Raw genomic sequence first — 22664 nt, 5'->3', positions numbered from 1 at the left:
GAGAGGCAATGATTCCAGCTGCCTTTGAATATTATAGACCTAAGGATTTGGCGGGCGCCCTGTCCGTACTTGTGGAGCACGGAGATGACGCACGGGTCCTCGCAGGGGGGCACAGTCTGATACCTATGATGAAGCTCCGCATGGCCGAAGTGCCACATCTGATCGACTTGCAGGATGTGGAGGGATTGAGCGGCATCTCCATTGAGGGGGATAGCATCCGCATCGGCGCGATGACGACGCAACATGACATCATCGACAACGCTCAATTGGCGTTGGCTGCTCCGATCATGCGCGAGGCTTCTTTGCAGATCGCAGACCCGCAAGTGCGTTACATGGGCACGGTTGGCGGCAACGTTGCAAACGGCGACCCGGGTAATGACATGCCGGGCTTGATGCAGTGTCTGGACGCGACTTTCACTTTGGTCGGGCCGGATGGCGAACGCAAAGTGGCGGCCCGTGATTTCTACGAAGCGGCTTATATGACTGACCGTGAGGATGAAGAGATCCTGACAGCGGTGGAGTTCAATGCGCCAAAGGGCGGGTACGCCTACGAAAAGCAAAAGCGCAAAATCGGCGACTACGCCACTGCGGCTGCTGCGGTCCTCTTAACTAAAGAAAATGGGACTTGCACCTCGGCTTCCATCGCGATGACCAATCTGAGCGATACACCGGTTCATTCCGAAAAAGCTGGCGCTGCGCTTGTCGGCACGTCCCTGGATGATGCGGCAATCAAAGCGGCGGTGGACGCGATGTTGGGCGACATTGACCCCACACAGGACAACCGCGGTCCCATTGAATTCAAACGTCACGCAGCGGCGATTATCTTGCGCCGTGCGATCGAAAACGCCTGGGCCAGAGCCTGAGGAGAGAGATCATGTCAAAGAAGAAACACTTCACTCTAACAGTGAATGGCGAGGAGCAAGAGTTCTTGGCTGAACCGCGCGAACTGCTGATCCACACCCTGCGCGAACGACTGCGCAAGACCGGTCCGCACATTGGTTGCGAGACCTCGCATTGCGGCGCTTGCACCGTGACCATGAACGGCAAATCGGTGAAGTCCTGTACCGTGTTCGTAGCACAGGCTGACGGTGCCGAAATCACCACGATCGAAGGGCTTGGTAACCCGGACAGCCTGCACGTGCTGCAGGAAGCTTTCAAAGAACACCACGGTCTTCAATGCGGCTTCTGCACACCGGGTATGATCACCCGCGCATCAAAGCTTTTGGAAGAAAACCCGAACCCAACTGAAGAAGAGGTGCGCTTTGGCATGGCGGGTAACCTCTGCCGCTGTACCGGGTATCAGAACATCGTCAAATCTATCCTCGCCGCCGCGGCCGAGATGAACTCTGCGAAGGAGGCGGCACAATGAACAAGGAACTGACCCGCGAAGAACGCACCGACGCACTGGGAGGAATGGGTTGCAAGCGCAAGCGCGTTGAAGATGCCAGGTTTACCCAAGGCAAAGGCAATTACGTTGACGACATCAAACTGCCCGGCATGCTGCATGGTGATTTCGTGCGTTCGCCCTATGCCCACGCCAAGATCGTGTCGATCAATGCCGAGGCGGCATTGGCGCTGGACGGCGTGATTGCCGTACTGACGGCCGAAGACCTCGCCCCCCTTGGTCTTCACTGGATGCCGACGCTGGCGGGCGACAAACAGATGGTTCTGGCTGACGGCAAGGTGCTCTTCCAAGGTCAGGAAGTGGCATTTGTTGTGGCAAAGGACCGTTATATTGCAGCCGATGCAGTCGAGCTGGTCGAAGTGGAGTATGAAGAACTCCCCGTTTTGACCGATCCCCACGCAGCATTGGAATCCGACGTGGTTCTTCGCGAAGACCTGATGGGCGAAGGTGGAGCGATTCCAGATGGGGCCCACGGCCCACGCAAACACCCTAACCACATCTTTACCTGGGAGGTTGGCGAGAAGGATGCGACCGAGCAGGTAATGGGGGAGGCTGACGTGGTCGCTGAAGAGATGGTGTATTACCATCGCACGCACCCATGTCCGCTCGAAACTTGTGGCTGCGTGGCTTCGATGGACAAGGTCAACGGCAAGCTCACGCTGCACGGCACGTTCCAGGCGCCTCACGCTATTCGCACAGTGGTCAGCCTGATCTCGGGCATTGAAGAGCACAATATCCGCGTGATCTCGCCCGACATCGGTGGCGGCTTTGGCAACAAGGTTGGGGCTTACCCCGGCTATGTGTGCTCGGTCGTGGCCTCGATTGTCACCGGCGTTCCGGTGAAATGGGTCGAGGACCGTATGGAAAACCTGATGACCACCGCTTTTGCCCGTGACTACTGGATGAAAGGTAAGATGAGTGCCACCAAAGAGGGTAAAATCACCGGTCTCTGGTGCCACACGACCGCAGACCATGGTGGCTTTGACGCCTGTGCCGACCCGACCAAGTTTCCGGCTGGGTTTATGAACATCTGTACCGGGTCTTACGATATTCCGACTGCGTATTTGGCAGTGGACGGCGTTTACACCAACAAAGCGCCGGGCGGGGTCAGTTATCGCTGCTCCTTCCGTGTAACCGAAGCCGCTTACTTCATCGAACGTATGATCGAGGTTCTGGCGATAGAGTTGAACATGGACGCGGCCGAGCTGCGCCGGATCAACTTCATCAAGAAAGAGCAGTTTCCCTATCAGTCCGCGCTTGGGTGGGAGTATGATTCCGGCGACTATCACACTGCGTGGGACAAGGCACTAAAGGCCGTCAATTACGAAGGGCTGCGTGCAGAACAAGCTCAACGGATCGAGGATTTCAAGGCGGGCAAAACCCGAAAGCTGATGGGCATCGGCCTGACGCATTTCACCGAAATCGTCGGTGCTGGACCCGTCAAAAATTGTGATATCCTTGGTCTTGGCATGTTCGACAGCTGTGAAATCCGCATTCACCCGACCGGCTCAGCGATCGCACGCCTTGGCACCATCTCGCAAGGCCAGGGCCATGCCACGACCTTTGCACAGATCCTCGCAACCGAGATCGGCCTGCCGGCGGATAGTATTACCATCGAAGAGGGTGATACGGATACCGCGCCCTACGGTCTTGGAACATACGGCTCGCGCTCGACGCCTGTAGCGGGTGCCGCGACCGCGATGGCAGGGCGCAAGATCCGCGCCAAGGCACAGATGATCGCGGCCTACCTGCTGGAAGTGCATGACGATGATGTCGAATTCGACGTGGATCGTTTCGTGGTCAAGGGCGCGCCTGAAAAGTTCAAGACGATGAAGGAAATCGCCTTTGCCGCCTACAATCAGGCCATTCCGGGCATCGAGCCGGGTCTGGAGGCGGTCAGCTACTATGACCCGCCGAACATGACCTATCCCTTTGGCGCCTACGTCTGCGTGATGGACATCGATGTGGACACCGGTGTGACCGACATTCGCCGCTTCTATGCGCTGGATGATTGCGGCACGCGCATAAACCCGATGATCATCGAGGGCCAGGTGCACGGTGGTTTGACCGAGGCGCTGGCCGTCGCTCTGGGGCAAGAGATCGCCTATGACGAGATGGGCAACGTCAAGACCGGCACATTGATGGATTTCTTCCTGCCGACCGCATGGGAAGTGCCGAATTACGAGACCGATCACACCGTTACCCCCAGCCCGCACCACCCAATTGGCGCCAAAGGAGTCGGCGAAAGCCCCCATGTGGGCGGCGTGCCCTGTTTCTCTAACGCGGTGAATGATGCCTTCCGTGCCTTTGGCCTGCGTCACACCCATATGCCGCACGATCACTGGCGGATCTGGAAGACAGCAAACGAACTGGGCCTTCACGGCTAAGCTTCCGGCGCGCGCGGCAGGGATGGCGGCGCGCGCCTCATAAACCACTTGAGGCTCTGATGACCTGGACCGATCTCCAATCTGCACTTGTAGAACAGAACTACGTCGCCTCAGACGATCTGGCGGTTTCGCTGCATTTGGCTTTGTCATTGCGCCGCCCTCTACTGCTGGAAGGCGCAGCGGGCGTAGGAAAAACCGAGGTTGCACGAGTACTGGCTGCGGCCCAGAACACGCAGTTGATCCGCCTGCAATGCTATGAAGGTCTGGACGCCTCTCAGGCGATCTACGAGTGGAATTACCAACGGCAACTGCTGGCGATCCGTGCGTCTTCTGAAGCAGGCGAGGCCGGCAAGGCGGTCGAGGATCGGATATTCTCGCGTGAGTATTTGTTGGAGCGCCCCTTGCTGTCGGCGATCACGCAAGACGTTTCTCCGGTTTTATTGATCGATGAAATCGACCGCGCAGACGAAGAGTTCGAAGCTTTCCTGCTCGAGATCCTCGCTGACTACCAAATCACCGTTCCGGAGCTTGGCACCATCAAAGCCACCACCGTGCCAACAGTTATACTGACCTCGAATGGCACCCGCGACTTGTCGGACGCGTTGAGGCGTCGCTGCCTTTTCAGTTATGTCGATTATCCCGACCGGACAACGGAACTCGCGATCCTAAAAGCCCGGTGTGCTGGGATTGAAGCGCAGCTGGCCGATCAGGTGATCGGGTTCGTCCAGACGCTGCGCAAGGAAGAGCTTGAGAAGGTGCCCGGAATCGCGGAGACACTGGATTTTGCCGCCGCGCTCATGGGGTTAGGGATTGCTGATCTGACGGAAAACCCGGCAGCCCTCCAAGCCACACTCACGACACTTCTAAAAACGCAGAGCGATCGCGCACATATCACCCGCGAAGTGGCACAACGCATCGCGGGGAAGGCCGCATGACCCGCGTGACCCGCTTTGCTGGCCGCGATCCCGGCGCCACGGCGCGCATGGCAGGGTTCGTGGCCCATTTGCGGGAGAATGGCCTGCGCCTTGGCGTGCAGGAAACCGAAGCAGCTCTGACGGCGTTGACCTGTGTTGAGGCAGCCAACCCTGAAGAGGCGCGTTGCGCACTCAAGGCCGTCTGCACGGGATGCAAGGACGAAGCGCAGAGGTTTGATCCGCTGTTTGATAGTTTCTGGATGGATGCCGGTCGCGTGCGAACAAAGGTCATGCCGAAAATGTCGACCCACCCCAAGGGCGACGACAGCGTACATTCGTCACGAGATGCCAAAGGAGAAGACGTTGGAGGCGCTGGCGATGCGACAGCGCCAGACGGAGGTGACGGTGATGCCGAAAGTGATGGCGACGGTAAGCTGATCGCCACCGAAATGCGCAACCTGTCCCGGCGCGATCTACGTGATCTGGTACGGGCAGAAGAGATTGCCGAGGCCGAAGAAGTTGCTCGCCGCCTCGGACAAGCGCTGCGCGACCGCCGCTCCCGCCGCCGCATCGCTGCCCGCAAGGGCGATCGACTGCATTTCCGCAAAACAATCCGGCGCAGCCTGGCGACAGGGGGCGAACCCATCCGACTCATCAAGCGCAAACGCCCTGATCGTAGCCGAAAAATCGTAGCGCTATGCGATGTTTCCGGCTCTATGACCGTCTATGCGCAAGTATTCCTGGCCTTTTTGGCCGGCCTGATGCGCGGTGATCCAACCGCCGACGCATACCTGTTTCACACACGCCTCGTGCGGATAACCGAGGCTTTACGCGATAAGGACACGATGCGCGCCATCGGACGGATGTCCTTGATGGCGGATGGGTTCGGCGGAGGTTCCAAAATCGGGGAAAGCCTGGATCGATTTGCATCTACCTACGCGCGCCGTTTCGTCGATGGGCGTTCAGTCGTGATGATCCTCTCGGACGGCTATGACACCTCTTCCCCTGACCACATTGACGCGGCGCTGACCAAGCTGCGCAAACGCGGCTGCCGCATTCTTTGGCTGAACCCGCTCAAAGGCTGGCGCGACTATGCGCCCGTCGCAGCGGGCATGACGGCAGCCTTGCCTCATTTGGACCTCTTTTCCGCCGCCAACACGCTGGCGGACCTCGCCGCGCTGGAGAAGGAGTTGGTATCGCTATGACCCCCGCTGAGTTGTTTTCATCTGACCTGGCAGAAACAGCCCAATCACTGCGCGCAAAGGAACAACCTTTTGCCTTTGCAACAATCGTGCGCACTGCCGGAACCACCGCGGCAAAACCCGGCGCAAAGGCAATCATTGGTGCGGATGGCACCATATTGCACGGGTTTCTTGGTGGCGGCTGCACCCGTGGCGCTGTGAGGCGAGCCACCTTGGAAGCCCTCGAAACCGGCGCACCCAAGCTTGTGTCGGTCGCGCCGGAAGACTTTTTGAACGATATCGGCGTCAGTGCCGGAGCAATGGTGGAGGGCGTATTCTATGCGCGCAACGGTTGTCCCTCTCGTGGCACCATCGACATTTTTATTGAGCCCTGTCTTCCGATGCCAGAGTTGACGATACTCGGAAACTCGCCGGTCGCAGAGGCTTTGGCACAAATCGCACCGCATTTTCACTGGTCAATCTCACGTGCCGTGGATGAGGAGAATGCACTTGGAAAGATGAGTGCGATCGTCGTGGCGACGCAAGGGCAGGGTGATCTTGACGCCTTGCGCGACGCGCTTGCTTGTGAAGCAAACTATGTCGCCTTTGTGGGCAGTAAAAAGAAATTCGCGGCCCTGTCTGAAAAGCTCTCCGAAGCTGGTGTGCCCGAGGTCACACTCGCGATGGTTTCAGCCCCAGCTGGTTTGGACATTGGTGCTGTCACACCTGAAGAAATCGCGCTTTCCATCCTGGCGGAACTGATCACCGTGCGCAGGAATTCCGTAGAAAGGAACCAAAATGCGTAAACTTTTCAAAATCTTAACTCGTGGTTTCAAGCCATCTACAGAGCAGGCTGAGGTGCTTGCCACGATTAAATACCCCTGTTGCTGAACAAAGAAAGGAACCGCCATGGAACTGGCCGACGAAATTATCATCGATGCCCCTAGGGATGTGGTTTACGCAGCTTTGAACGACCCCGAGATACTTAAACGTTGTATTCCCGGGTGCGAAGAACTGATCAAGAAATCCGACACCGAACTTGAAGCCAAAGTTGTACTCAAAGTTGGCCCCGTGAAAGCGAAATTCAGCGGAGATGTGGTGCTCAAAACCGATGGCGCGCCAGAGACGTTTTCGCTGGATGGCCAAGGCAATGGTGGCCCGGCTGGACATGCAAAAGGCGGAGCCGACGTCACACTGACTGAAAATGGGTCTCAGACCATTCTGCGCTACGAAGCCAAGGCCGTGATCGGCGGCAAGCTGGCGCAACTTGGGAGCCGTCTTATCCAGAGTACAGCAAAGAAACTCGCCGCCAAATTCTTCAAATCCTTTGCAGAAGTCATGTCGGAAGAACCCGTTTCTTGATCCACACGTCCTGAACACCGGGTTGATGTCCTTGGCCATGCAGTTGACCAGCTAAACGTTGGTAAGCTGTTTGTTCTGATCACATCGATCAGTATCAAGGGCTGAACGGCGCGCGAAGTAGGTTCGCGCGCCGTTGTCTCTTCAAGCGGGAGGATGGTCGGCTATATGTCCAATGGCTGCATTGACCGGGACATCCGACTACAGGTGGTCTCGGTGCTTGAAACCGGCGGCACGGCCAAAACGATCCGAAACGTTGCAGGGTCTTCTTTCTTTGCTCTCAAGCTTCCATGCGGGAAGTCTTTGCAGCTGTTTCTGAATGCAAGTCCAGAACCAAAGAACATTCATACTGCCTAAAAAAGTCCGCATAGCGGCCGCCGGGACAGCTGATCAGAAGTCAATCTCCACACCCGGCAGATTCAGCTCTTTCATCATGTCACGCAGTTCCTGCCGGGCTGCGATGTTCGAGATGTTCAGCTGTTTGACCCCGATATCCTTGAGGTCCAACAGTGTCAGGCCACGCGGGAACAGCTCGCGGAAGATAACCCGCTCGGAAAAGCCCGAGGCGACGCGGAAGCCGATGCGCTGGGACAGCATTTCGATCGCGCGCTGCATCTTTTCCTTGTTGACCATGCGCTGCGTACCGACCCGGTTGCGGACAACGACCCAGTCGATCGGCTTCAGCCCCGCCTGTGCCCGCAGTTGACGAGCGTTCCAGACCATTTCGGAATAGACGGACGGGCCAAGGATCTTCTCTCCCTTCGAGTCGATCCGCGCCAAAAGGTCGAAGTCAATGAAACTGTCGTTCAACGGGGTGATCAGCGTGTCGGCCAGCGAATGCGCCACCTGACTCAGACGGGTGTGAGACCCCGGGCAGTCGATCAGAATAAAGTCGCTGTCGCTTTCCAGCTGGGATACGGCAGCAGACAGGCGATGGTCATAGATGTTCTCGCCCGGTTTCAACGTTGCGGCATCGATCTCGGGCAGGTCGTGATGGCGCGGGCTGGGCAGAGTCAGGTCCGAGCTTTTGAGGAAATTGTTGCGGTTCTCGAAGTATCGTCCCAGACTGCGCTGACGCAGGTCCAGATCCAACGTGCTGACCTTGTGTCCCAATCGGGCCAGTGCGGTCGCCACATGCATCGACACGGTCGATTTGCCTGCGCCACCCTTTTCGTTCCCGACCACAATGATATGTGCCATGCTTGTATTCCCAAGTCCCGCCGTGCTTCACTACACGTTGTTGTCACCCACTATATGTTGTGTCGGCGGCGAAGGAAAGAACCTCAAGCGGCGCTTTCGGGCAATATCAGACTCTATTCGGGAAAACCTAACGCTGCGCACGAGTTACACAGAGCGCTTGCCATTGCAATGGCACTGATTCACTGTCGACAAACGGTTTCGGCAAGGAGATTTTTGCTTGGAGCACCTGTTCCTGAACGTTTTGAACGTGGTTCTGCCCGTCCTGATCTGCGCTGGAATTGGCTATGTTCTTGCCGTGATTCAGGCGCCTTTCGACAACAAGGTCATTGGTGGGATCGTCTCAAAAGTCGGCTATCCGACATTGATCATTTCTCATCTGTCGAACACCAAACTGGCCGTGGGCACGTTTCTTGACATGATGGCGGCCGCTGCCCTTGCGGTGGCCGGTTTCGGGGTGTTGGGGTATGTCGTGCTAAAGGTTCTTCGCTTGCCGGTGAGGGCATTTCTGACGCCGTTGATGCACGGCAATGTCGGCAACATCGGCCTGCCAATCACTTTGCTGGCGCTGGGCGATGCAGGTATGGCCTATACCATGGCGTTCGTGGTGGTTGTGCTGATCAGCATCTTTACCGTCGGCATGTGGATCCCGGCCGGAGAATTCTCGCCCAGGAAACTGGCGACGTCCCCGATTATCTACGCCGTGGGCCTCGCCCTGATCCTGATGGCAACGGGGCAAAGCCTGCCGCAACCGGTCGCAAAGTCCTTTGACATCTTGGGTGGATTGTCGATCCCGCTCATGCTGCTGACCCTGGGGCATACGCTCGCGACGCTGCGTGTGAAAAGCCTGGGTCGCGCGGTTCTGCTGACGGCCCTGCATCTGGCGATGGCGGTTGCAATTGCCAGTGTTCTGATCTGGTTGTTTGGGTTCACGGGAACCGAGCGGGGTGCGCTGATCCTGTGTTGCCTGATGCCTTCTTCCGTGGCGACCTATCTGTTTATCGACCAGCATGTTCCGGAATACGGGCCGGATGTGGCGGGGTTCATTCTTGTTTCGACGCTCAGCACTGTACTGGTGCTGCCCGTTGCGCTGTCTTACTGGATTTGACGCAACCCTATGCGCAGGACCAGAAATCGTTAAACTGATGATGTTTGTATTCAAAATTCTTGGTCAGTGGGTGTTTTATGGGCGATGAGAGCTCGGTCAATGTATCTCCGCAGTCCCGCGCCCGTGTGGTGCTGGCCATGACGGCCATCTGCATGATGGTCGTGGGGTTCAACACAACTGCTGTGACCACCATATTGCCCAATCTCAGGGCCGAGTTCGATTTGACCCCGTCAGGTTTGCAATGGGTGATGGCCACGTATTCCGTGACCAGCGCCACGCTTGTCTGCATCGTCAGCCGGCTGGGTGACATTACCGGCAAGATGGGTGTGTTCTTTTTTGGCATGATCGTCTTTGCAATCGGGTCTGCCTTTGCCCTGTTGGCGCAGGACGGGGCGATGCTGCTCATCGGGCGCGGCGCGCAAGGCGCGGGCGCGGCTGCTTTGTTCGGCACGTCCCTGTCATTGTTGACGGCGGCCACGCCCGAAGAGCAGCGCGCCAGCGTTACCGGCATCTGGGGGGCGATTGTCGGTCTGGCGATCGGTGTTGGGCCCATCGTCGGTGGCGCTTTCGGCCATTATGTCAGCTGGCGCGCCGTCTTTGCAGCCGACCTGGTTCTGCTGGCGGTGGCCTTCGCCATCGGGCTGCATGTCAGCAAACGGAAATACGTTCCCGATACCCGTCTTGCCGGGGCAAAGTTCGATTATGCGGGGGCCGTTGCCATTCTGTTTTTCCTCGGGCCGTTGTCCTTTGCGCTCAGCAACGGGGAAAACGGCGGGTGGACTTCGCCTTTGACACTGGTGCCGCTGGTCGTGGCGGCCGTGTCGACAATTGCCCTTGTCATCGTATCCCGCCGCAGCGACGACCCTTTGATCGAGCTTCGGTACTTTCGCCATCCGCGTTATCTGATGGCCGCGGCGGGGATGTTCTTTACTGGCTTCACGCTGTTCTGCTTCTTCGTCTATTTCAATACATTCGTCCAATCGCCCGATGCCTTTGGGTATTCGTCCATCGATGCGGGTCTGGCGATCATGCCGCTCAGCCTCAGCATGTTTGTGATCTCGGTCACCGCACCCCGCTTTCTTGCCCCCTACAGCTTTCAATGGCCGATCGCCATTGGCCTGGGGGCGATGGCCTGCGGGTTCCTGCTGCTGATGACAACAACGAACACAACGCAGTTTTCCGAAATCTGGTGGAAGTTGCTGATCGTCGGTGTCGGGTTGGGCATCTGCTTTTCGCTGTTGCCACGTCTGGGCCTGCGCCTGCTGCCCGAGCAGCATGTGGGGCAGGGTTCGGGGGTCATCAACGCCTGTCTCTATTTCGGAGCAACTCTTGGTGCCGTGGTGGGCGGTCTGGCCGAAGCGATCACCAAACGCCGAGGTCTGTCCGAGGTGATCGACGCGCTGCCTGCCGGGTCAATCCAGCGCGAGGATCTGGCCCATGCGCTGGCACATGGAACGCCGAACCAGATACAGCAATTGATCTCGGGGATGGATCCGTCTGCGGGAGATACATTGGCGAAGGCCCTGCGGGATGTGCAGGACAACGCCTTTGACAATGCCATGTTGGTTGCCGCGATTGCGGCGCTGGCCGGAATGACGCTGGCGCTGATGTTGCTGCGCGGACCGGTTCCCCCTGTACACAGTGCGGCGGAATTGACCCGCAATCCGCGACAACCAAGCTCCTAACCGCCGAGGTAAACCCCTTTCTGAGGGCGAAAAAAGACCTTCTGATCGTGTAGCTTGCCCAGAAGTTCGTGAATACGCCGCAACGTGTCTTCCCGGTCGGTCCTGCTATCCTCTGGTTCATCCGAAGCGGCATGTGACAACGAAGCGATCGAGTCGCGCAACGCCGTTTCAATCAGATCCATATCATCGACTGAAAGCTCGATCATGTCGTTGTACTGGGGCATGTCCGGGTCTCCGTGGAAGCTGAGGGTTGTTCACACGGAGTGTAACATCACTGGGTCTTTGCAAAAACGCATCTTGTCCGGTTTCGCGTCCATAAGACACATGGAAGCTTCCAGAAAAAAGGCCGCCCCCAAGGGACGGCCTTTCGAAATCGAAACAAGTCAGACTTAGAAGCCCAGACCTTCGTATTTCTTTTTGAACTTCGACACGCGGCCGCCGGCGTCCATCAGGCGCGACGAACCACCAGTCCATGCAGGGTGCACGGAGGGGTCGATTTCCAGAGCCAGCTGGTCGCCTTCGGCGCCCCAGGTGGATTTCATCTGAACCACTGTGCCATCGGTCATTTTGACGTCGATGACGTGATAATCGGGATGGATGTCTTTTTTCATCTTTCCGTTCCTTACGCTTCGGCGCCAGCCTTGGGCTTGTAGTTCGTGACCTCTGCGATACGCGCGGATTTACCGCGGCGGGTGCGCAGATAGTACAGTTTGGCGCGACGAACGCGGCCACGGCGGACAACGGTGATGCTGTCGATGTTGGTCGAATACAGCGGGAACACACGCTCCACGCCTTCGCCGAACGAAATCTTGCGAACGGTGAACGAACCGGCAATGCCATTGCCGTTGTTGCGCGCGATGCAGACGCCTTCGTAGTTCTGCACACGGGTGCGCGACCCTTCGGTCACCTTATAGCCGACACGAATGGTGTCACCGGCCTTGAAGTCGGGGATGTCTTTCCCCAGGGCGGCAATCTGTTCCGCCTCAAGCTGTGCGATAAGATCCATCGCAGGTACTCCTATATGCTCGTGGTTGGCCCACGAAGTTTGGGCACGGCCTGAGAGCTCTTGGTCTTCACCGGGTCCTGCATGCAGCCCGCCAGAGGTCAGATCGAATGTTCCTTTGGTCTGGTTTGATCTGACACATCCCCGCCGAAGAAAGCCGGGCTTTAAGCCGAAAATCAAACCAAAACACCGGAGTCGCAGAATGCGGCACCGGATTGCGGTCGTTTAAGGGTATTGAGTGCCGGGATCAAGAACAAATCGTATGGCGAAGCAGTGGGAATCCGCCTTTCGAAAATCCCACCGTTGCCACAGCGGTCAGATCAGGCATTCTGAAGGAAATTGAAAGAGCAGAAATTTCAGACAGGACCCCATGATGCGAATTGCACTTATGCTGACGATTGCAGCCGCTTTGCTTGTGTCGTGCGGACGCGGCGGCCCGAAACCGCAGGTCGTGGAACCCACGCCGGGTGTGGACAGGACAGCACCGTCCGTAATCTATCCTGATTTTGGGGACGCCGATCCGCATGACTGGGAGGGCCGTCACCCCGGCTTGTATCCGATCCACGGGCTTGACGTCTCGCGCTGGCAGGGACCGATAGACTGGCGCACAGCCAAAGCTTCGGGCGTAAGCTTTGCGTTTCTGAAAGCAACCGAAGGCGGCGATGTGGCGGATCCATTATTCGACGACCACAGGCGCGGTGCTCAGGCGGCGGGCGTGCCGTGGGGGGCTTATCATTACTATTATTTCTGCCGATCGGCCCGGGAACAGGCGCGTTGGTTCATTCAGAACGTCCCGAAAGGGGCAGATCTGCCGCATGTTCTTGACATGGAGTGGACGCCGCATTCCAAGACCTGCACGTTGCGGCCCGATGGCAGAACCGTCCGCGCCGAAGCGCAGCGCTTTCTGGACATTCTCGAACGGCATTATGGCCGGCGTCCCATCGTCTATACGACAGTGGATTTCTTTGCGGATACGGATATCGGGCGTTTGCCCAAAACCGAGTTCTGGTTGCGATCCGTCGCAGGCCATCCGCGTCAGGTCTATCCCAGAACGGTCTGGCGGTTTTGGCAATACACCGGCACCGGGCTGGTGCCGGGGGTTCAAGGCAGGGTGGATATCAACACGTTCAACGGCACCCCAGAAACTTGGGCCAGCTGGAAAGCGCGCCGCTAGTTTTTGGCTGTTCCGTAGGTTTTGATAGTGCCGCCCCCGACCAGGTGGTCCAGCCGCCGTTCGCGTTCGTCACCGAAAGCATTGCGCACCCAGAACGACTCACCCGCGCTCAGTTCGCGTCGTTCGAAACCGCGTGCACGCAGGCAGCGGTCAACCTGATCGATTTCACCCTGCGCGCGCAACTCGTCCTGAAACGGTGCGGTGACCGCAGGCCCGATGACGATGCCCCAAAGCAGGATATTGGTTGCATATCCACCGATTACGGCGCTGTTGCCGCCCTCGTCAGCTTCCTGAGAACAGGAATCAACGGCAACCTTCGCAGAGTGCAGATTGTGACCGGCTTGCGTCGGAACGGACATCCCGAGCGGTTTGGTGGTGCAGGCGGAGGCAACCAGTAACATGCCAAGAAATAGCTTTTTCATAATGCCTTCTGTTTCACTTCTTGTTGCCCAAAAAACCAATGGGGCATGGAGGTGAATAAGTTCAGGTGCGTTCAACTTCAAATGGCATTCTGACAAACATCGAAACTGAGGCATCCCGGCCACAACGCGCGGGTCTAGTCTTGGGATTCTGATCTGGATTTGACGTATTCTGCCCAGATATCAGGACGCCGTTCGCGCGTGATGTCTTTTGCCATTTTTTGCCGCCATTCCGCGATTCGGCCATGATGGCCCGACATCAGAATCTCGGGGATCGGGCGCCCTTTCCAATCTGCGGGGCGGGTATACTGGGGGTGCTCCAGCAAACCCGAGGCAAAACTTTCTTCTTCGGTCGAAGCCTGATTTCCAAGCACTCCGGGAATCAGGCGTACCGTGGCATCGATCAGGGCTTGGGCCGCGATTTCGCCGCCGGTCATGACGAAATCACCCAACGACACCTCTTGCACGCCATAATGTTCCAAAACGCGCTCGTCCACGCCTTCAAAACGACCGCACAGAAGGGTCATGCCGTCACAACGGGCAAGATTCTGCATCATGCGCTGATCCATGCGACGCCCGCGCGGGCTGAGGTAGATCAGCGGCCAGTTCCCTTGAATGCCTGCCATCGCATGTTCGATCGCGTCACCCAGAACATCGGCCCGCAGAACCATGCCCGCGCCACCCCCGGCCGGGGTGTCATCAACGTTGCGATGTTTGCCTATACCGAACTGTCGCAGATCCACTGTTTCCAGTTGCCAAAGCCCTTCCTGCAAGGCCTTACCTGTCAGGCTTTCGCCAAGAACACCGGGGAAGGCGGACGGGAACAAAGTGATGATCTTGGCTTTCCAGACCCCGTGCAGATCAGGGCTCGGCGTCATCAGCTCGCGTGGTTTCAGGGAAGGACGGATCGCCTTGCGGCCATGGGATCTGCTGGGTTTCTCTGTCATGTCTGGCGGGCCAGTTCGTTCTGTGCGGATTGAATCAGTGCTTTCTTCTGGGTGATCATGGCGGCGTCGTCCAGCGAGGATCGGTTCAGCGCCAGGATTTCCTGTAGCACATCGTCTGAAAATGTTGGCGTGCTATGTGCAGGCCCGACAAGTTGTGACGAAAGCTCGGGTGGCAGGTTCAGAAATTCGGCCAAGGGCGCACCTGCACCAAGGCGGTGGTTCTGCAACGCCTCCATCCACTCTGTTCTGACCGTGACGGATGGCAACCGATTCCGGACGGCATCAGCGGTTTCCTGAAGGGATGGCAAATGGGCAAGGTCGAAAGAAAAGGCGTCCAAATCCTGCACCATGCGTGATTTCTGCAAGTCGTGTGCCCACAGGCTCCGCAGCCATTGATCGCGGGCGCGCAAGGATATGTAGATCGTGATGTCGGTTTCATGACCCAGGAACCGACGCCGCACGACGCTGACCAGAGTTTCCGCCAATTCCGGTGCAGCACCGTAACCTTCACGCTTGTTTCTGCTGGGGCGCAAGCCTGCGAAATTCTCTTCGCTCAGGATCAGCCCCCGGCGTGCGCCGAAATCCAGATCGTCCAGAAACGCGTGCAGGTGGCTTCCAAAACCCGCCAATGTGGAATCCAGCCGGTAAAGCGAGTGACGCGTGGCGCTCTCGCTCAAGCCGCTGTTGCGCGTCTTGTAGGGCAGAACCAATGCGAAGCGGGGCCAGATCAGTTTCCGGTTTTCATGGAGGAAGGACTGTGCTGCGGTCATGCCTGTCTTGTGCAGGCCCAGATGCAGCAGGACCCGACGCATCAGATCAGGCCTTCGGGCGGGTCGGCCACGATACGGCCTTGTTCCAGATCCACCGTGGGTACAACTTGCATCGTGAAGGGTAGCAAAACAGTGGTTTTCAGGCCCGGTCCGTGCAATTCCAACAAGTCCGCGGCGCCGTGGTTCTGCACCGATTTGACCTTGCCCAGCAGGGTGCCTCCGGTGTCATAGACATCCAGCCCGATCAGATCGTTGTGGTAGAATTCATCATCGGGCAGCGACGGCAGCTGATCGCGCCTTGCGTAAAGGCGCAACCCATTCAGGGCATCCGCCTGTTCCTTGGTTTCAACGCCACCAAGGCGGGCCGCGAATCCGTTCTTGATGGTGCGCGTCAGCACCACAGGATAACGCTCTTTGCCCGCTTCATCGGTCAGCGGCGAATAGGTCTCGATATCTTCGGGAACGGCGCAAAAGCTTTTCAGCCTCACCTCGCCTCGCACACCGTAAGCCCCCGCGATGCTGCCGACGCAGATCAGATCACTCATTGGCTGCCCCAGTCGTCAAACATATCCCGTTTCTCCATTCGCCAAGCCCGTTGCAGGCTTCGCGCTGGTTGTTGCGCTCGAAGAACACGCCAACAATAAAGGCGATCAACAGCAGAATGGGAAGTCGTATCAATCCGAACATGAGGCCTTACCGTGTTTCGATCGTCAGGCCCTGCGCCCGGGTTTCCCAGCCGACCTGTTCCAGTTCAGGTGTATCCGACATCTGTTCCGGCCGGCCGACACAGAAATAGCCGATCAGGCGCCAGGTTTCAGGAACATTCAGATCGCGCTTCATCTGGTCGGGGTCCAGAATGGAAACCCAGCCCAGCCCCAGCCCTTCCACCCGAAGTGCAAGCCAGAACAAAGTGATCGCGGACACGACAGAGTAGCGCCGCATCTCGGGCATCGTGCCGGCGCCCAGCCCCAGCCCTTTTTCGGTGCTGTCGTCGCAGAAGACGGCCAGTTGCACAGGCGCTTCCTGCATCCCGGAAAGCTTCAGCCTGCTGTATAGCTGCGCCTTGTCCCCCGAGTAGCCCGTCAAAGCGTGGTCATTGGCGGTGCGAAAATTCTTCAGCGCTGCGGCCCTTGCCGCTTCGCTTTCGACGCGGATCACGCGCCAGGGTTCGCTGAGCCCCACTGAAGGGGCCAGTCGAAATGCGTCGAGGCAGCGCGCCAGCACTGCCTCGTCAATCGCATCGGTGCGGAACCGGCGCACATCCCGCCGGAGCCGCAACAACAGGTCGAACTGCGTGCGAAAATCGTCTGTAAAGGGGTGATCCCGCACGCGTGCGCCTGCTTATTCTTCTGCTGCGGCTTCTTCTGCCGGAGCAGCAGCGGCTTCGGCTGCTTCAGCGGCCTTGGCGGCTTTTTCTTCGGCGCGCTCCTGGGCTTTCTTGCCCGGAGTTCCCTTGTTGGGGTTGTTGCGCTCGGCCTTGTCACGGGCACCGGCCGCTTCCAGCATACGTGCGATACGGTCGGTGGGCTGTGCGCCCTGATCCAGCCAGTACTGGATGCGCTCCATGTTCATTTTCACGCGCTCTTCGCTGTCTTTCGGCAACAGCGGGTTGTAGGTGCCCAGTTTCTCGATGAAACGGCCATCGCGCGGCATACGGCTGTCAGCCGCAACGATGCGATAGAAAGGACGTTTTTTCGAGCCGCCGCGGGCGAGACGAATTTTCATTGCCATGGTGGTATCTCCTTTGAATGGCGTGTCCGGCGTGGGTGCCGGTTAGTTCTGGTGTTTGTTGAACCGGAGGTTCACTCTTGATGCTTCCGGTGGTGTCGGATGACTTCCTGAATAATGAAATTCAGGAAAGCCTTGGCGAAATCGGGGTCCAGATCGGCCTCATTCGCCAAGTCTTCTAACCGTGCGATCTGCGCAGCTTCGCGCGAGGGATCGGACGGGGGAAGGTCGTGTTCGGCCTTGAGCTTGCCAACGGCCTGCGTGTGCTTGAACCGCTCGCCAAGCGTATAGACGAGGATCGCGTCCAGCCTGTCGATGCTTTCGCGATGCTCTTTCAACAGCGTGGCAGCCTGTGTCACGGGGTTGGTCATTGGCCGGTCCTTTCGGTGGTCAAGTCAATCTGCGGATGGCGCCAGATCTGAGCGTGCTTGCCCAGAAGTTCGGCATTCTCAAGCTCCAGCGTTGCCCCAAGCCGTTCAGCCAAAGCGCGCGAACGATCATTTGCATGGGCGATGTACGAGATCACGCCGTTCAGGCCCTGATGCCGGGCGGCATGATCACGCGCAGCCGATGCAGCTTCAAAGGCCAGCCCCTTGCCTTCGGCTTCTTCCATCAGGGTCCAACCCAGTTCCGGTTCGGCCCAGCCCGGCACGTAGATCATTCCGGCCCAGCCAACGAATGTGCCGCGGGCCTTTTCGGTCAGGTGCCACAGGCCATAACCCCGCAGCGCCCAATGACCCAGCCGGTTCGACAATGAGCTCCAGCATTCGCGCGCATCCCTGGGACCGCCCACCATATGGCTGCGCTCGGTCGCGAAGAATGCGGTCATCGCGGGCAGGTCATCCAGATGCGGCGCGCGCAGGATCAGGCGTTCGGTTTCAATTGTGGGAATGGTGAAAGAGGTCATGCGTATGCCTCCATTCCGCCATTCACCAGATCCGAGGGCGCCGGGTGCCGCCAGATTTCGGATTTTCCGAACTTGGGGTGGTCATAGTGATACTCGAACTGCGCGCCCAGACGCTTGGCCACGGCCTTGCTGGCGTGATTGTCCAGGTCGATCAGTGAGATCGCGGTTTCCCAGCCCAATACATCATAGGCGTAGGCACGTGCGGTCAGCGCGGCCTCGGTCGCATAGCCCTTGCCGGTGGCGTGGTTCAACAGGGTCCAGCCAACTTCGGGTTCCGGCCAGCCTTCGGGAAACCAAAGCCCGATCCGCCCGACATAGGTGCCGGTGTCTTTTTCATCGACGCTCCAATACCCATAGCCGCGCAAGGCCCAGTGCCCCAGCAGCGAGGCGACCACCCGCCATACCTCATCTTTGCGCAGAGGGCCGCCGACGAACTTGGCCGCATCGCTTGCAAAGAAGGCAGTGTCCGCGTTGACATCAGCCTCGGACGGTGCGTGCAGGATCAGGCGTTCGGTTTCCAGCGTCGGGATCGGCATCGCGAATGTCATGCCTGCACCTCGCGGTAGCGCCAGACATGCTGGGTTGGCCCAAAGGCGCTTTCTGCATCGGCATCGCGCGCTGCGCCCAGTCGTTGGGCAAGCGCGTTCGAACGGGTGTTGGATTGCGAAACATAGCTTACGAACTGCCCCGATCCGAGCAGGTCAAATCCGAAATCACGCACGGCGGCGCAAGCCTCGGTGGCATAGCCCTGCATCCGGTGTTCAGCGCCGAACATATAGCCAAGTTCCGGCTCGTGATCGTCCCATTCCAAACCCAGAACGACGAAGCCAATTGCCCGATCATCACCCTTGAGCGTGACCGTGAACAGGCCGTGACCATGTAGAAGCCAGCCCGCGGTATAATAGGAAAACTCGGTCCACGCGGCTTGCGGGGCGTCGCCAAAGCTGTCCTCGCAGATCGACGTCCACACCGGCAGGTCTTCCAGAGTGGGCACGCGCAGTACCAGCCGCCGGGTCTGAATGACCGGCAGGGCTGCGCGATATTGCGCTGCTGCCATCGCCGCCTTTCCGGACGGGGGCTGGGTACAGCGTGCGGGGGTCACTTTTTCTTTCCGAACCCGCTCAGGCCCGGTGGCAGACCCATGCCGCCACCCAGACCGGGCATCTTGCCGCCCATGGCCTTGGCCGCCTGTTCCAGCGCCTTGGGATCCATGCCTGCGGCCATGTCCTCGGGGCTGGGGCCGCCTTTGCCGAACATGCCTTTCATGGCCTGTTTCAGCATCTTGCCTTTGCCCATCTTGCCCATCTTCTTCATCATGTCCGACATCTGCCGGTGCATCTTGAGCAGCTTGTTGAGGTCGCTGACCTCCATCCCGGACCCCGCCGCGATACGCTTTTTGCGGCTGGCCTGAAGGATCTGCGGGTTCGCGCGTTCGCGCTTGGTCATCGACTGGATCATGGCGATCTGCTGGCGCAGAATCCTGTCGTCCAGACCGGCCTGATCCATCTGCTTGGCCATCTTGCCCATGCCCGGCATCATGCCCATCATGCCCTGCATGCCGCCCATCTGGATCATCTGTTCCAGCTGCATCTTCAGGTCGTTCATGTTGAACTGACCCTTGACCATGCGCTTCATCATGCGCTCGGTCTGTTCCATCTCCATCGTTTCCTGGGCCTTTTCGACCAGGGCAACGATGTCGCCCATGCCCAGAATCCGACCGGCGATCCGGTCCGGCTCGAAAGTTTCGAGCGCGTCCATCTTCTCGCCCAGACCGACAAAGCGGATCGGCTTGCCGGTCACGGCGCGCATCGACAGGGCCGCACCGCCGCGCCCGTCACCGTCCATCCGGGTCAGGACCACGCCCGAGATGCCGACCTTGGCGTCGAACTCCTCGGCCACCTCGACGGCGACCTGACCGGTCAGGCCGTCAACCACCAGCAGCGTCTCGCGCGGGTCAACGGCGTTGCGGACCTGCTCGACCTCGTCCATCAGAACCTCGTCGATATGCAGACGACCCGCGGTGTCCAGCATATAGACGTCATAGCCGCCCAGCGTTGCCTGTTGCTTGGCGCGTTTGGCAATATCGACCGGTTTCTGGCCCGGCACGATCGGCAGAGTGTCCACACCAACCTGCGTGCCCAGAACCGCCAGCTGATCCATCGCCGCCGGGCGGTAGACGTCCAGCGAGGCCATCAGGACCTTCTTGCCCTCTTTCTCTTTCAGACGTTTCGCCAGCTTGCCGGTGGTCGTCGTCTTGCCCGAACCCTGCAAGCCGACCATCAGGATCGGGGCAGGCGGGTTGTCGATCTTCAGCGCACCGGGGTCTTCCTCGCCACGCAGGGTGTCAACCAAAGCGTCATGCACGATCTTGACGACCTGCTGGCCGGGGGTGATCGACTTGGTGACTGCCTGACCGGTGGCCTGGCTTTGAACTTTCTTGACGAATTCCCTTGCAACCGGCAGCGAGACGTCGGCCTCAAGCAGGGCAACGCGGACCTCACGCAGGGCGGTTTTGACGTCTTCTTCGGACAGGGCACCCTGTTTGGTCAACCGGTCGAAGACGCCAGAGAGGCGTTCGGATAGATTTTCAAACATGCCTGCGGCCTCCTTAGCCGGTTCTGGTTTGGCGCCCCTTAGATAAGGGCAGACGGGTCAATGCACAAACGCCCCCACGGGCGAAACTCGCTGGTGGGGGGCGATCCCTGAACGACTCAAGGGACCGGAAGATCGAAAGGCTTCCGGATGTTGGGGCGTCATCTACGCCTCTGGGCCGTGTGAGTCAAGATAAGCTATGTGAGTGTCACATTGCGGGCTATTCTGCGTGATTGAAGCTGAGGGAGGGGGCGATGAAGAATGGTCTGCCGCGAAAGACGACCGACTATGTCGGCGAAGTGACCAACACCGATATATGGTCCGGATTCGAGATCCGGCCCAGCGACGTCTTTGTGTGCACACCGCCCAAATGCGGCACCACTTGGACGCAAACACTGGTGCGCATGCTCATCACCGAAACGGCCGACCCCAGTGTGTACGACAACAGGGTCTCACCGTGGCTTGATTGCAGTTTTCGCGATCGGGTCGCGCAGGCGGATGAACTGAGCGCGCAAAGACATCGGCGCTGTATCAAGACACATACCCCGCTTGATGGCATCGTGTTCTCGCCAAATGCGCAATACTTGGTTGTTCACCGCCATCCGGTTGACGTTCATTTTTCAATGCGCCGCCATGTCGAGAATATGAAACATGACTGGCTTGATTACCTGTTCCCTGACGATCTGTCGGAAGCTTTCGACATGTTTTTGAACCGGCCCGCGTCATCCAAGGGCACAGATGACCTGACCCTCAGATCGATCATTCATCACTTCCATTCCTTTTGGAAGTATCGCGACCTGCCCAACATTCATTTTCTGCACTATGCCGAGCTGAGCCGGGATCTTCCGGGACAGGTCGCGCGGCTTGCCCGGATCATGGACATCGAAATTGACCCGGACCTGGTCAAAGACATAGCCGAGGCCGGCAGTTTCGGATCAATGAAAAACAACGCCATACGTCTGGAGCAAACCCCCGGATTCACCAGTGGGTTTCACGACTTTGCGCAGTTCTTCTCTTCGGGCACAAGCAACAAGTGGGAAGGCAAACTGACCGAGCAGGACATGGCGCGATATGACGCCTGCATGTCCCGGCTGGTCTCAGCCGAAGAGCGCTTGTGGCTGGAACGCGGCCTGGCGTCTTAGTTTGTCCCGACTGCGCGACGGTCTTGGCCGGGCTTAGATGGAAGCCAGTCGTTCACCGCCTCGGCCAACCGGTGAGAGCCGGAGCCGCTGGAAAACGCTTCGACAATGGGATGGCGACCCGCGCTCATGCCTTTCTCAAGAACAAGGACCGGGCGATACAGCGTCGAGGTGCCGTTTTTGCCACGGGATGTCGTGCTTTCGATTTCTGCGTGGGACAGGTTGGACAGTTTGTGTTCAACCGCTTCATAACCAAAAACCGATTGGCGGCGGATCAGGATACTGTCCTTGTTCCGATCCAGAATGACCTGAACCCGTCTTACGAAAACACAAAACGCACCAAACCCAAGACCGCCTCCGCCAAGGGCAAAGATCAGGCCGAACCAGATGCCTTCGCCGCCCGTGCTCATCAGAAAGATACCGGGGCCGACAAAGGCCAGAATGAAAATGACCAGCGTGATGCCGATGAACCAGGGCGTATTGGCGATGATCAGTTGGTTCGGGGTGTCTCGGGTCACTTTCATGGCGGTACGCTAGCACCGTTCCAACACCCTGTTCCAGTTTGTTTCATCACCGTCTTGCGTGAAATCAGGCTGAAACGCGCAGGGCCAGCGCAGCACCGTCCTTGATCTCGGGCAGTGTGGTTGGCGGGGTCAAGGCCAGGTTCGGCACGCCAGACGCTGACTGCGCCTGTGATGCGCGCGATCTGCATTCTGGGTGGTATCACCCGGGCAATTGTATCTCTCGCG

Annotated in this window: 28 protein-coding genes and 1 pseudogene; 12 read left to right on the top strand and 17 right to left on the bottom strand. The window is 58.5% G+C overall.

All coding sequences use genetic code 11. The features are described from left to right. The first annotated feature begins 8 nt into the window (after nucleotides 1-8). From GOW31_RS08540 to GOW31_RS22245, 8 genes and pseudogenes are all read left to right on the top strand, one after another. Nucleotides 9-863, top strand: a complete 855-nt coding sequence (locus tag GOW31_RS08540) for a xanthine dehydrogenase family protein subunit M (RefSeq protein WP_171169254.1) — start codon at nucleotides 9-11, stop codon at nucleotides 861-863. An 11-nt stretch (nucleotides 864-874) separates the two neighbouring features. Beyond that, the gene (locus GOW31_RS08535) at nucleotides 875-1369 is read left to right on the top strand and encodes a (2Fe-2S)-binding protein (protein ID WP_152457016.1); all 495 of its coding nucleotides are present in this window, start codon (nucleotides 875-877) and stop codon (nucleotides 1367-1369) included. Beyond that, nucleotides 1366-3792, top strand: coding sequence for an aerobic carbon-monoxide dehydrogenase large subunit (locus GOW31_RS08530; RefSeq protein WP_171169252.1), 2427 nt, complete (start codon nucleotides 1366-1368; stop codon nucleotides 3790-3792). The genes GOW31_RS08535 and GOW31_RS08530 overlap by 4 nt, the downstream gene beginning before the upstream one ends. A gap of 59 nt (nucleotides 3793-3851) precedes the next feature. Then, nucleotides 3852-4727 carry a MoxR family ATPase gene (locus GOW31_RS08525; protein ID WP_171169250.1) on the top strand — a complete coding sequence of 292 codons (876 nt, stop codon included), beginning with the start codon at nucleotides 3852-3854 and terminating at the stop codon, nucleotides 4725-4727. Continuing rightward, nucleotides 4724-5911 (top strand): VWA domain-containing protein, encoded by a 1188-nt coding sequence (locus GOW31_RS08520; protein ID WP_171169248.1) that lies wholly within the window; start codon nucleotides 4724-4726, stop codon nucleotides 5909-5911. The genes GOW31_RS08525 and GOW31_RS08520 overlap by 4 nt, the downstream gene beginning before the upstream one ends. After that, a complete protein-coding gene (locus GOW31_RS08515; RefSeq protein WP_171169246.1) occupies nucleotides 5908-6693 on the top strand; it encodes an XdhC family protein in 786 nt (261 codons plus the stop codon). Before GOW31_RS08520 ends, GOW31_RS08515 begins: the two co-directional genes overlap by 4 nt. Before the next feature lie 103 nt (nucleotides 6694-6796). Further along, nucleotides 6797-7249 carry a carbon monoxide dehydrogenase subunit G gene (locus GOW31_RS08510; RefSeq protein ID WP_171120341.1) on the top strand — a complete coding sequence of 151 codons (453 nt, stop codon included), beginning with the start codon at nucleotides 6797-6799 and terminating at the stop codon, nucleotides 7247-7249. Between the two features lie 117 nt (nucleotides 7250-7366). Then, nucleotides 7367-7603 (top strand): annotated as a pseudogene (locus GOW31_RS22245) (XdhC family protein); the annotation flags it as partial. A 33-nt stretch (nucleotides 7604-7636) separates the two neighbouring features. On the opposite strand, the gene GOW31_RS08500 reads toward GOW31_RS22245, so the two are convergent. After that, complete coding sequence (locus tag GOW31_RS08500) at nucleotides 7637-8446, bottom strand: division plane positioning ATPase MipZ (RefSeq protein ID WP_152457022.1); 810 nt, start codon at nucleotides 8444-8446, stop codon at nucleotides 7637-7639. A gap of 217 nt (nucleotides 8447-8663) precedes the next feature. Between GOW31_RS08500 and GOW31_RS08495 the strand changes: the two genes are divergently transcribed. Together GOW31_RS08495 and GOW31_RS08490 are read left to right on the top strand one after the other, a co-directional pair. Beyond that, nucleotides 8664-9551, top strand: a complete 888-nt coding sequence (locus tag GOW31_RS08495) for an AEC family transporter (protein ID WP_171169245.1) — start codon at nucleotides 8664-8666, stop codon at nucleotides 9549-9551. A gap of 77 nt (nucleotides 9552-9628) precedes the next feature. After that, entirely contained in the window at nucleotides 9629-11236 is a 1608-nt protein-coding gene (locus GOW31_RS08490) for an MFS transporter (protein WP_171169243.1), read from the top strand. Here the strand turns inward: GOW31_RS08490 and GOW31_RS08485 are convergent. The 3 genes from GOW31_RS08485 to rplS all read right to left on the bottom strand — a co-directional run bounded on the left by GOW31_RS08485 (nucleotide 11233) and on the right by rplS (nucleotide 12242). Continuing rightward, nucleotides 11233-11460 (bottom strand): hypothetical protein, encoded by a 228-nt coding sequence (locus tag GOW31_RS08485; protein WP_152457025.1) that lies wholly within the window; start codon nucleotides 11458-11460, stop codon nucleotides 11233-11235. The genes GOW31_RS08490 and GOW31_RS08485 overlap by 4 nt on opposite strands. A gap of 165 nt (nucleotides 11461-11625) precedes the next feature. Next, a complete protein-coding gene (gene rpmE / locus GOW31_RS08480) occupies nucleotides 11626-11847 on the bottom strand; it encodes a 50S ribosomal protein L31 (protein WP_050605278.1) in 222 nt (73 codons plus the stop codon). An 11-nt stretch (nucleotides 11848-11858) separates the two neighbouring features. Continuing rightward, nucleotides 11859-12242 carry a 50S ribosomal protein L19 gene (gene rplS / locus GOW31_RS08475; RefSeq protein WP_152457026.1) on the bottom strand — a complete coding sequence of 128 codons (384 nt, stop codon included), beginning with the start codon at nucleotides 12240-12242 and terminating at the stop codon, nucleotides 11859-11861. A 370-nt stretch (nucleotides 12243-12612) separates the two neighbouring features. Between rplS and GOW31_RS08470 the strand changes: the two genes are divergently transcribed. Continuing rightward, nucleotides 12613-13413 carry a GH25 family lysozyme gene (locus GOW31_RS08470; protein ID WP_171169241.1) on the top strand — a complete coding sequence of 267 codons (801 nt, stop codon included), beginning with the start codon at nucleotides 12613-12615 and terminating at the stop codon, nucleotides 13411-13413. Here the strand turns inward: GOW31_RS08470 and GOW31_RS08465 are convergent. From GOW31_RS08465 to ffh, 12 genes are all read right to left on the bottom strand, one after another. Next, entirely contained in the window at nucleotides 13410-13835 is a 426-nt protein-coding gene (locus GOW31_RS08465) for a hypothetical protein (RefSeq protein WP_171169239.1), read from the bottom strand. The two genes, GOW31_RS08470 and GOW31_RS08465, sit on opposite strands and share 4 nt — an antisense overlap. 134 nt (nucleotides 13836-13969) lie before the next feature. Continuing rightward, the gene (gene trmD / locus GOW31_RS08460) at nucleotides 13970-14779 is read right to left on the bottom strand and encodes a tRNA (guanosine(37)-N1)-methyltransferase TrmD (RefSeq protein WP_171169237.1); all 810 of its coding nucleotides are present in this window, start codon (nucleotides 14777-14779) and stop codon (nucleotides 13970-13972) included. Next, nucleotides 14776-15591 (bottom strand): hypothetical protein, encoded by an 816-nt coding sequence (locus GOW31_RS08455; RefSeq protein ID WP_171169234.1) that lies wholly within the window; start codon nucleotides 15589-15591, stop codon nucleotides 14776-14778. Before GOW31_RS08455 ends, trmD begins: the two co-directional genes overlap by 4 nt. Beyond that, the gene (gene rimM, locus GOW31_RS08450; RefSeq protein ID WP_152457030.1) at nucleotides 15591-16094 is read right to left on the bottom strand and encodes a ribosome maturation factor RimM; all 504 of its coding nucleotides are present in this window, start codon (nucleotides 16092-16094) and stop codon (nucleotides 15591-15593) included. Before rimM ends, GOW31_RS08455 begins: the two co-directional genes overlap by 1 nt. Beyond that, complete coding sequence (locus GOW31_RS08445; RefSeq protein ID WP_162896811.1) at nucleotides 16087-16236, bottom strand: hypothetical protein; 150 nt, start codon at nucleotides 16234-16236, stop codon at nucleotides 16087-16089. The genes rimM and GOW31_RS08445 overlap by 8 nt, the downstream gene beginning before the upstream one ends. Nucleotides 16237-16242: 6 nt before the next feature. Beyond that, nucleotides 16243-16878, bottom strand: a complete 636-nt coding sequence (bluB, locus tag GOW31_RS08440) for a 5,6-dimethylbenzimidazole synthase (RefSeq protein ID WP_171120327.1) — start codon at nucleotides 16876-16878, stop codon at nucleotides 16243-16245. Between the two features lie 12 nt (nucleotides 16879-16890). Continuing rightward, nucleotides 16891-17280, bottom strand: a complete 390-nt coding sequence (rpsP, locus tag GOW31_RS08435; RefSeq protein WP_010437590.1) for a 30S ribosomal protein S16 — start codon at nucleotides 17278-17280, stop codon at nucleotides 16891-16893. 71 nt (nucleotides 17281-17351) lie between these two features. Further along, entirely contained in the window at nucleotides 17352-17648 is a 297-nt protein-coding gene (locus GOW31_RS08430) for a chorismate mutase (protein WP_170344783.1), read from the bottom strand. Continuing rightward, nucleotides 17645-18184 carry a GNAT family N-acetyltransferase gene (locus tag GOW31_RS08425; RefSeq protein ID WP_171169232.1) on the bottom strand — a complete coding sequence of 180 codons (540 nt, stop codon included), beginning with the start codon at nucleotides 18182-18184 and terminating at the stop codon, nucleotides 17645-17647. The genes GOW31_RS08430 and GOW31_RS08425 overlap by 4 nt, the downstream gene beginning before the upstream one ends. Next, a complete protein-coding gene (locus GOW31_RS08420) occupies nucleotides 18181-18732 on the bottom strand; it encodes a GNAT family N-acetyltransferase (protein ID WP_171169230.1) in 552 nt (183 codons plus the stop codon). Before GOW31_RS08420 ends, GOW31_RS08425 begins: the two co-directional genes overlap by 4 nt. Continuing rightward, on the bottom strand, nucleotides 18729-19241 hold the full coding sequence (locus tag GOW31_RS08415; RefSeq protein ID WP_171169228.1) for a GNAT family N-acetyltransferase: 513 nt from the start codon (nucleotides 19239-19241) through the stop codon (nucleotides 18729-18731). Before GOW31_RS08415 ends, GOW31_RS08420 begins: the two co-directional genes overlap by 4 nt. 41 nt (nucleotides 19242-19282) lie before the next feature. Then, the gene (gene ffh, locus GOW31_RS08410) at nucleotides 19283-20779 is read right to left on the bottom strand and encodes a signal recognition particle protein (RefSeq protein WP_171169226.1); all 1497 of its coding nucleotides are present in this window, start codon (nucleotides 20777-20779) and stop codon (nucleotides 19283-19285) included. Nucleotides 20780-21030: 251 nt separating this feature from the next. On the opposite strand from ffh, the gene GOW31_RS08405 reads away from it, so the two are divergent. Further along, nucleotides 21031-21918 carry a sulfotransferase domain-containing protein gene (locus GOW31_RS08405; RefSeq protein WP_171120314.1) on the top strand — a complete coding sequence of 296 codons (888 nt, stop codon included), beginning with the start codon at nucleotides 21031-21033 and terminating at the stop codon, nucleotides 21916-21918. Here GOW31_RS08405 and GOW31_RS08400 read toward each other — a convergent pair. Beyond that, entirely contained in the window at nucleotides 21915-22439 is a 525-nt protein-coding gene (locus GOW31_RS08400) for a hypothetical protein (RefSeq protein WP_171169224.1), read from the bottom strand. The genes GOW31_RS08405 and GOW31_RS08400 overlap by 4 nt on opposite strands. Between the last annotated feature and the right edge of the window lie 225 nt (nucleotides 22440-22664).

The sequence above is a fragment of the Ruegeria sp. HKCCA0370 genome (genome assembly GCF_013033705.1).
In the GTDB taxonomy this organism is placed as follows: domain Bacteria; phylum Pseudomonadota; class Alphaproteobacteria; order Rhodobacterales; family Rhodobacteraceae; genus Ruegeria.
Note: the sequence above shows the minus strand (reverse complement) of the source record. Positions and strands in the feature narration are given on the sequence as shown.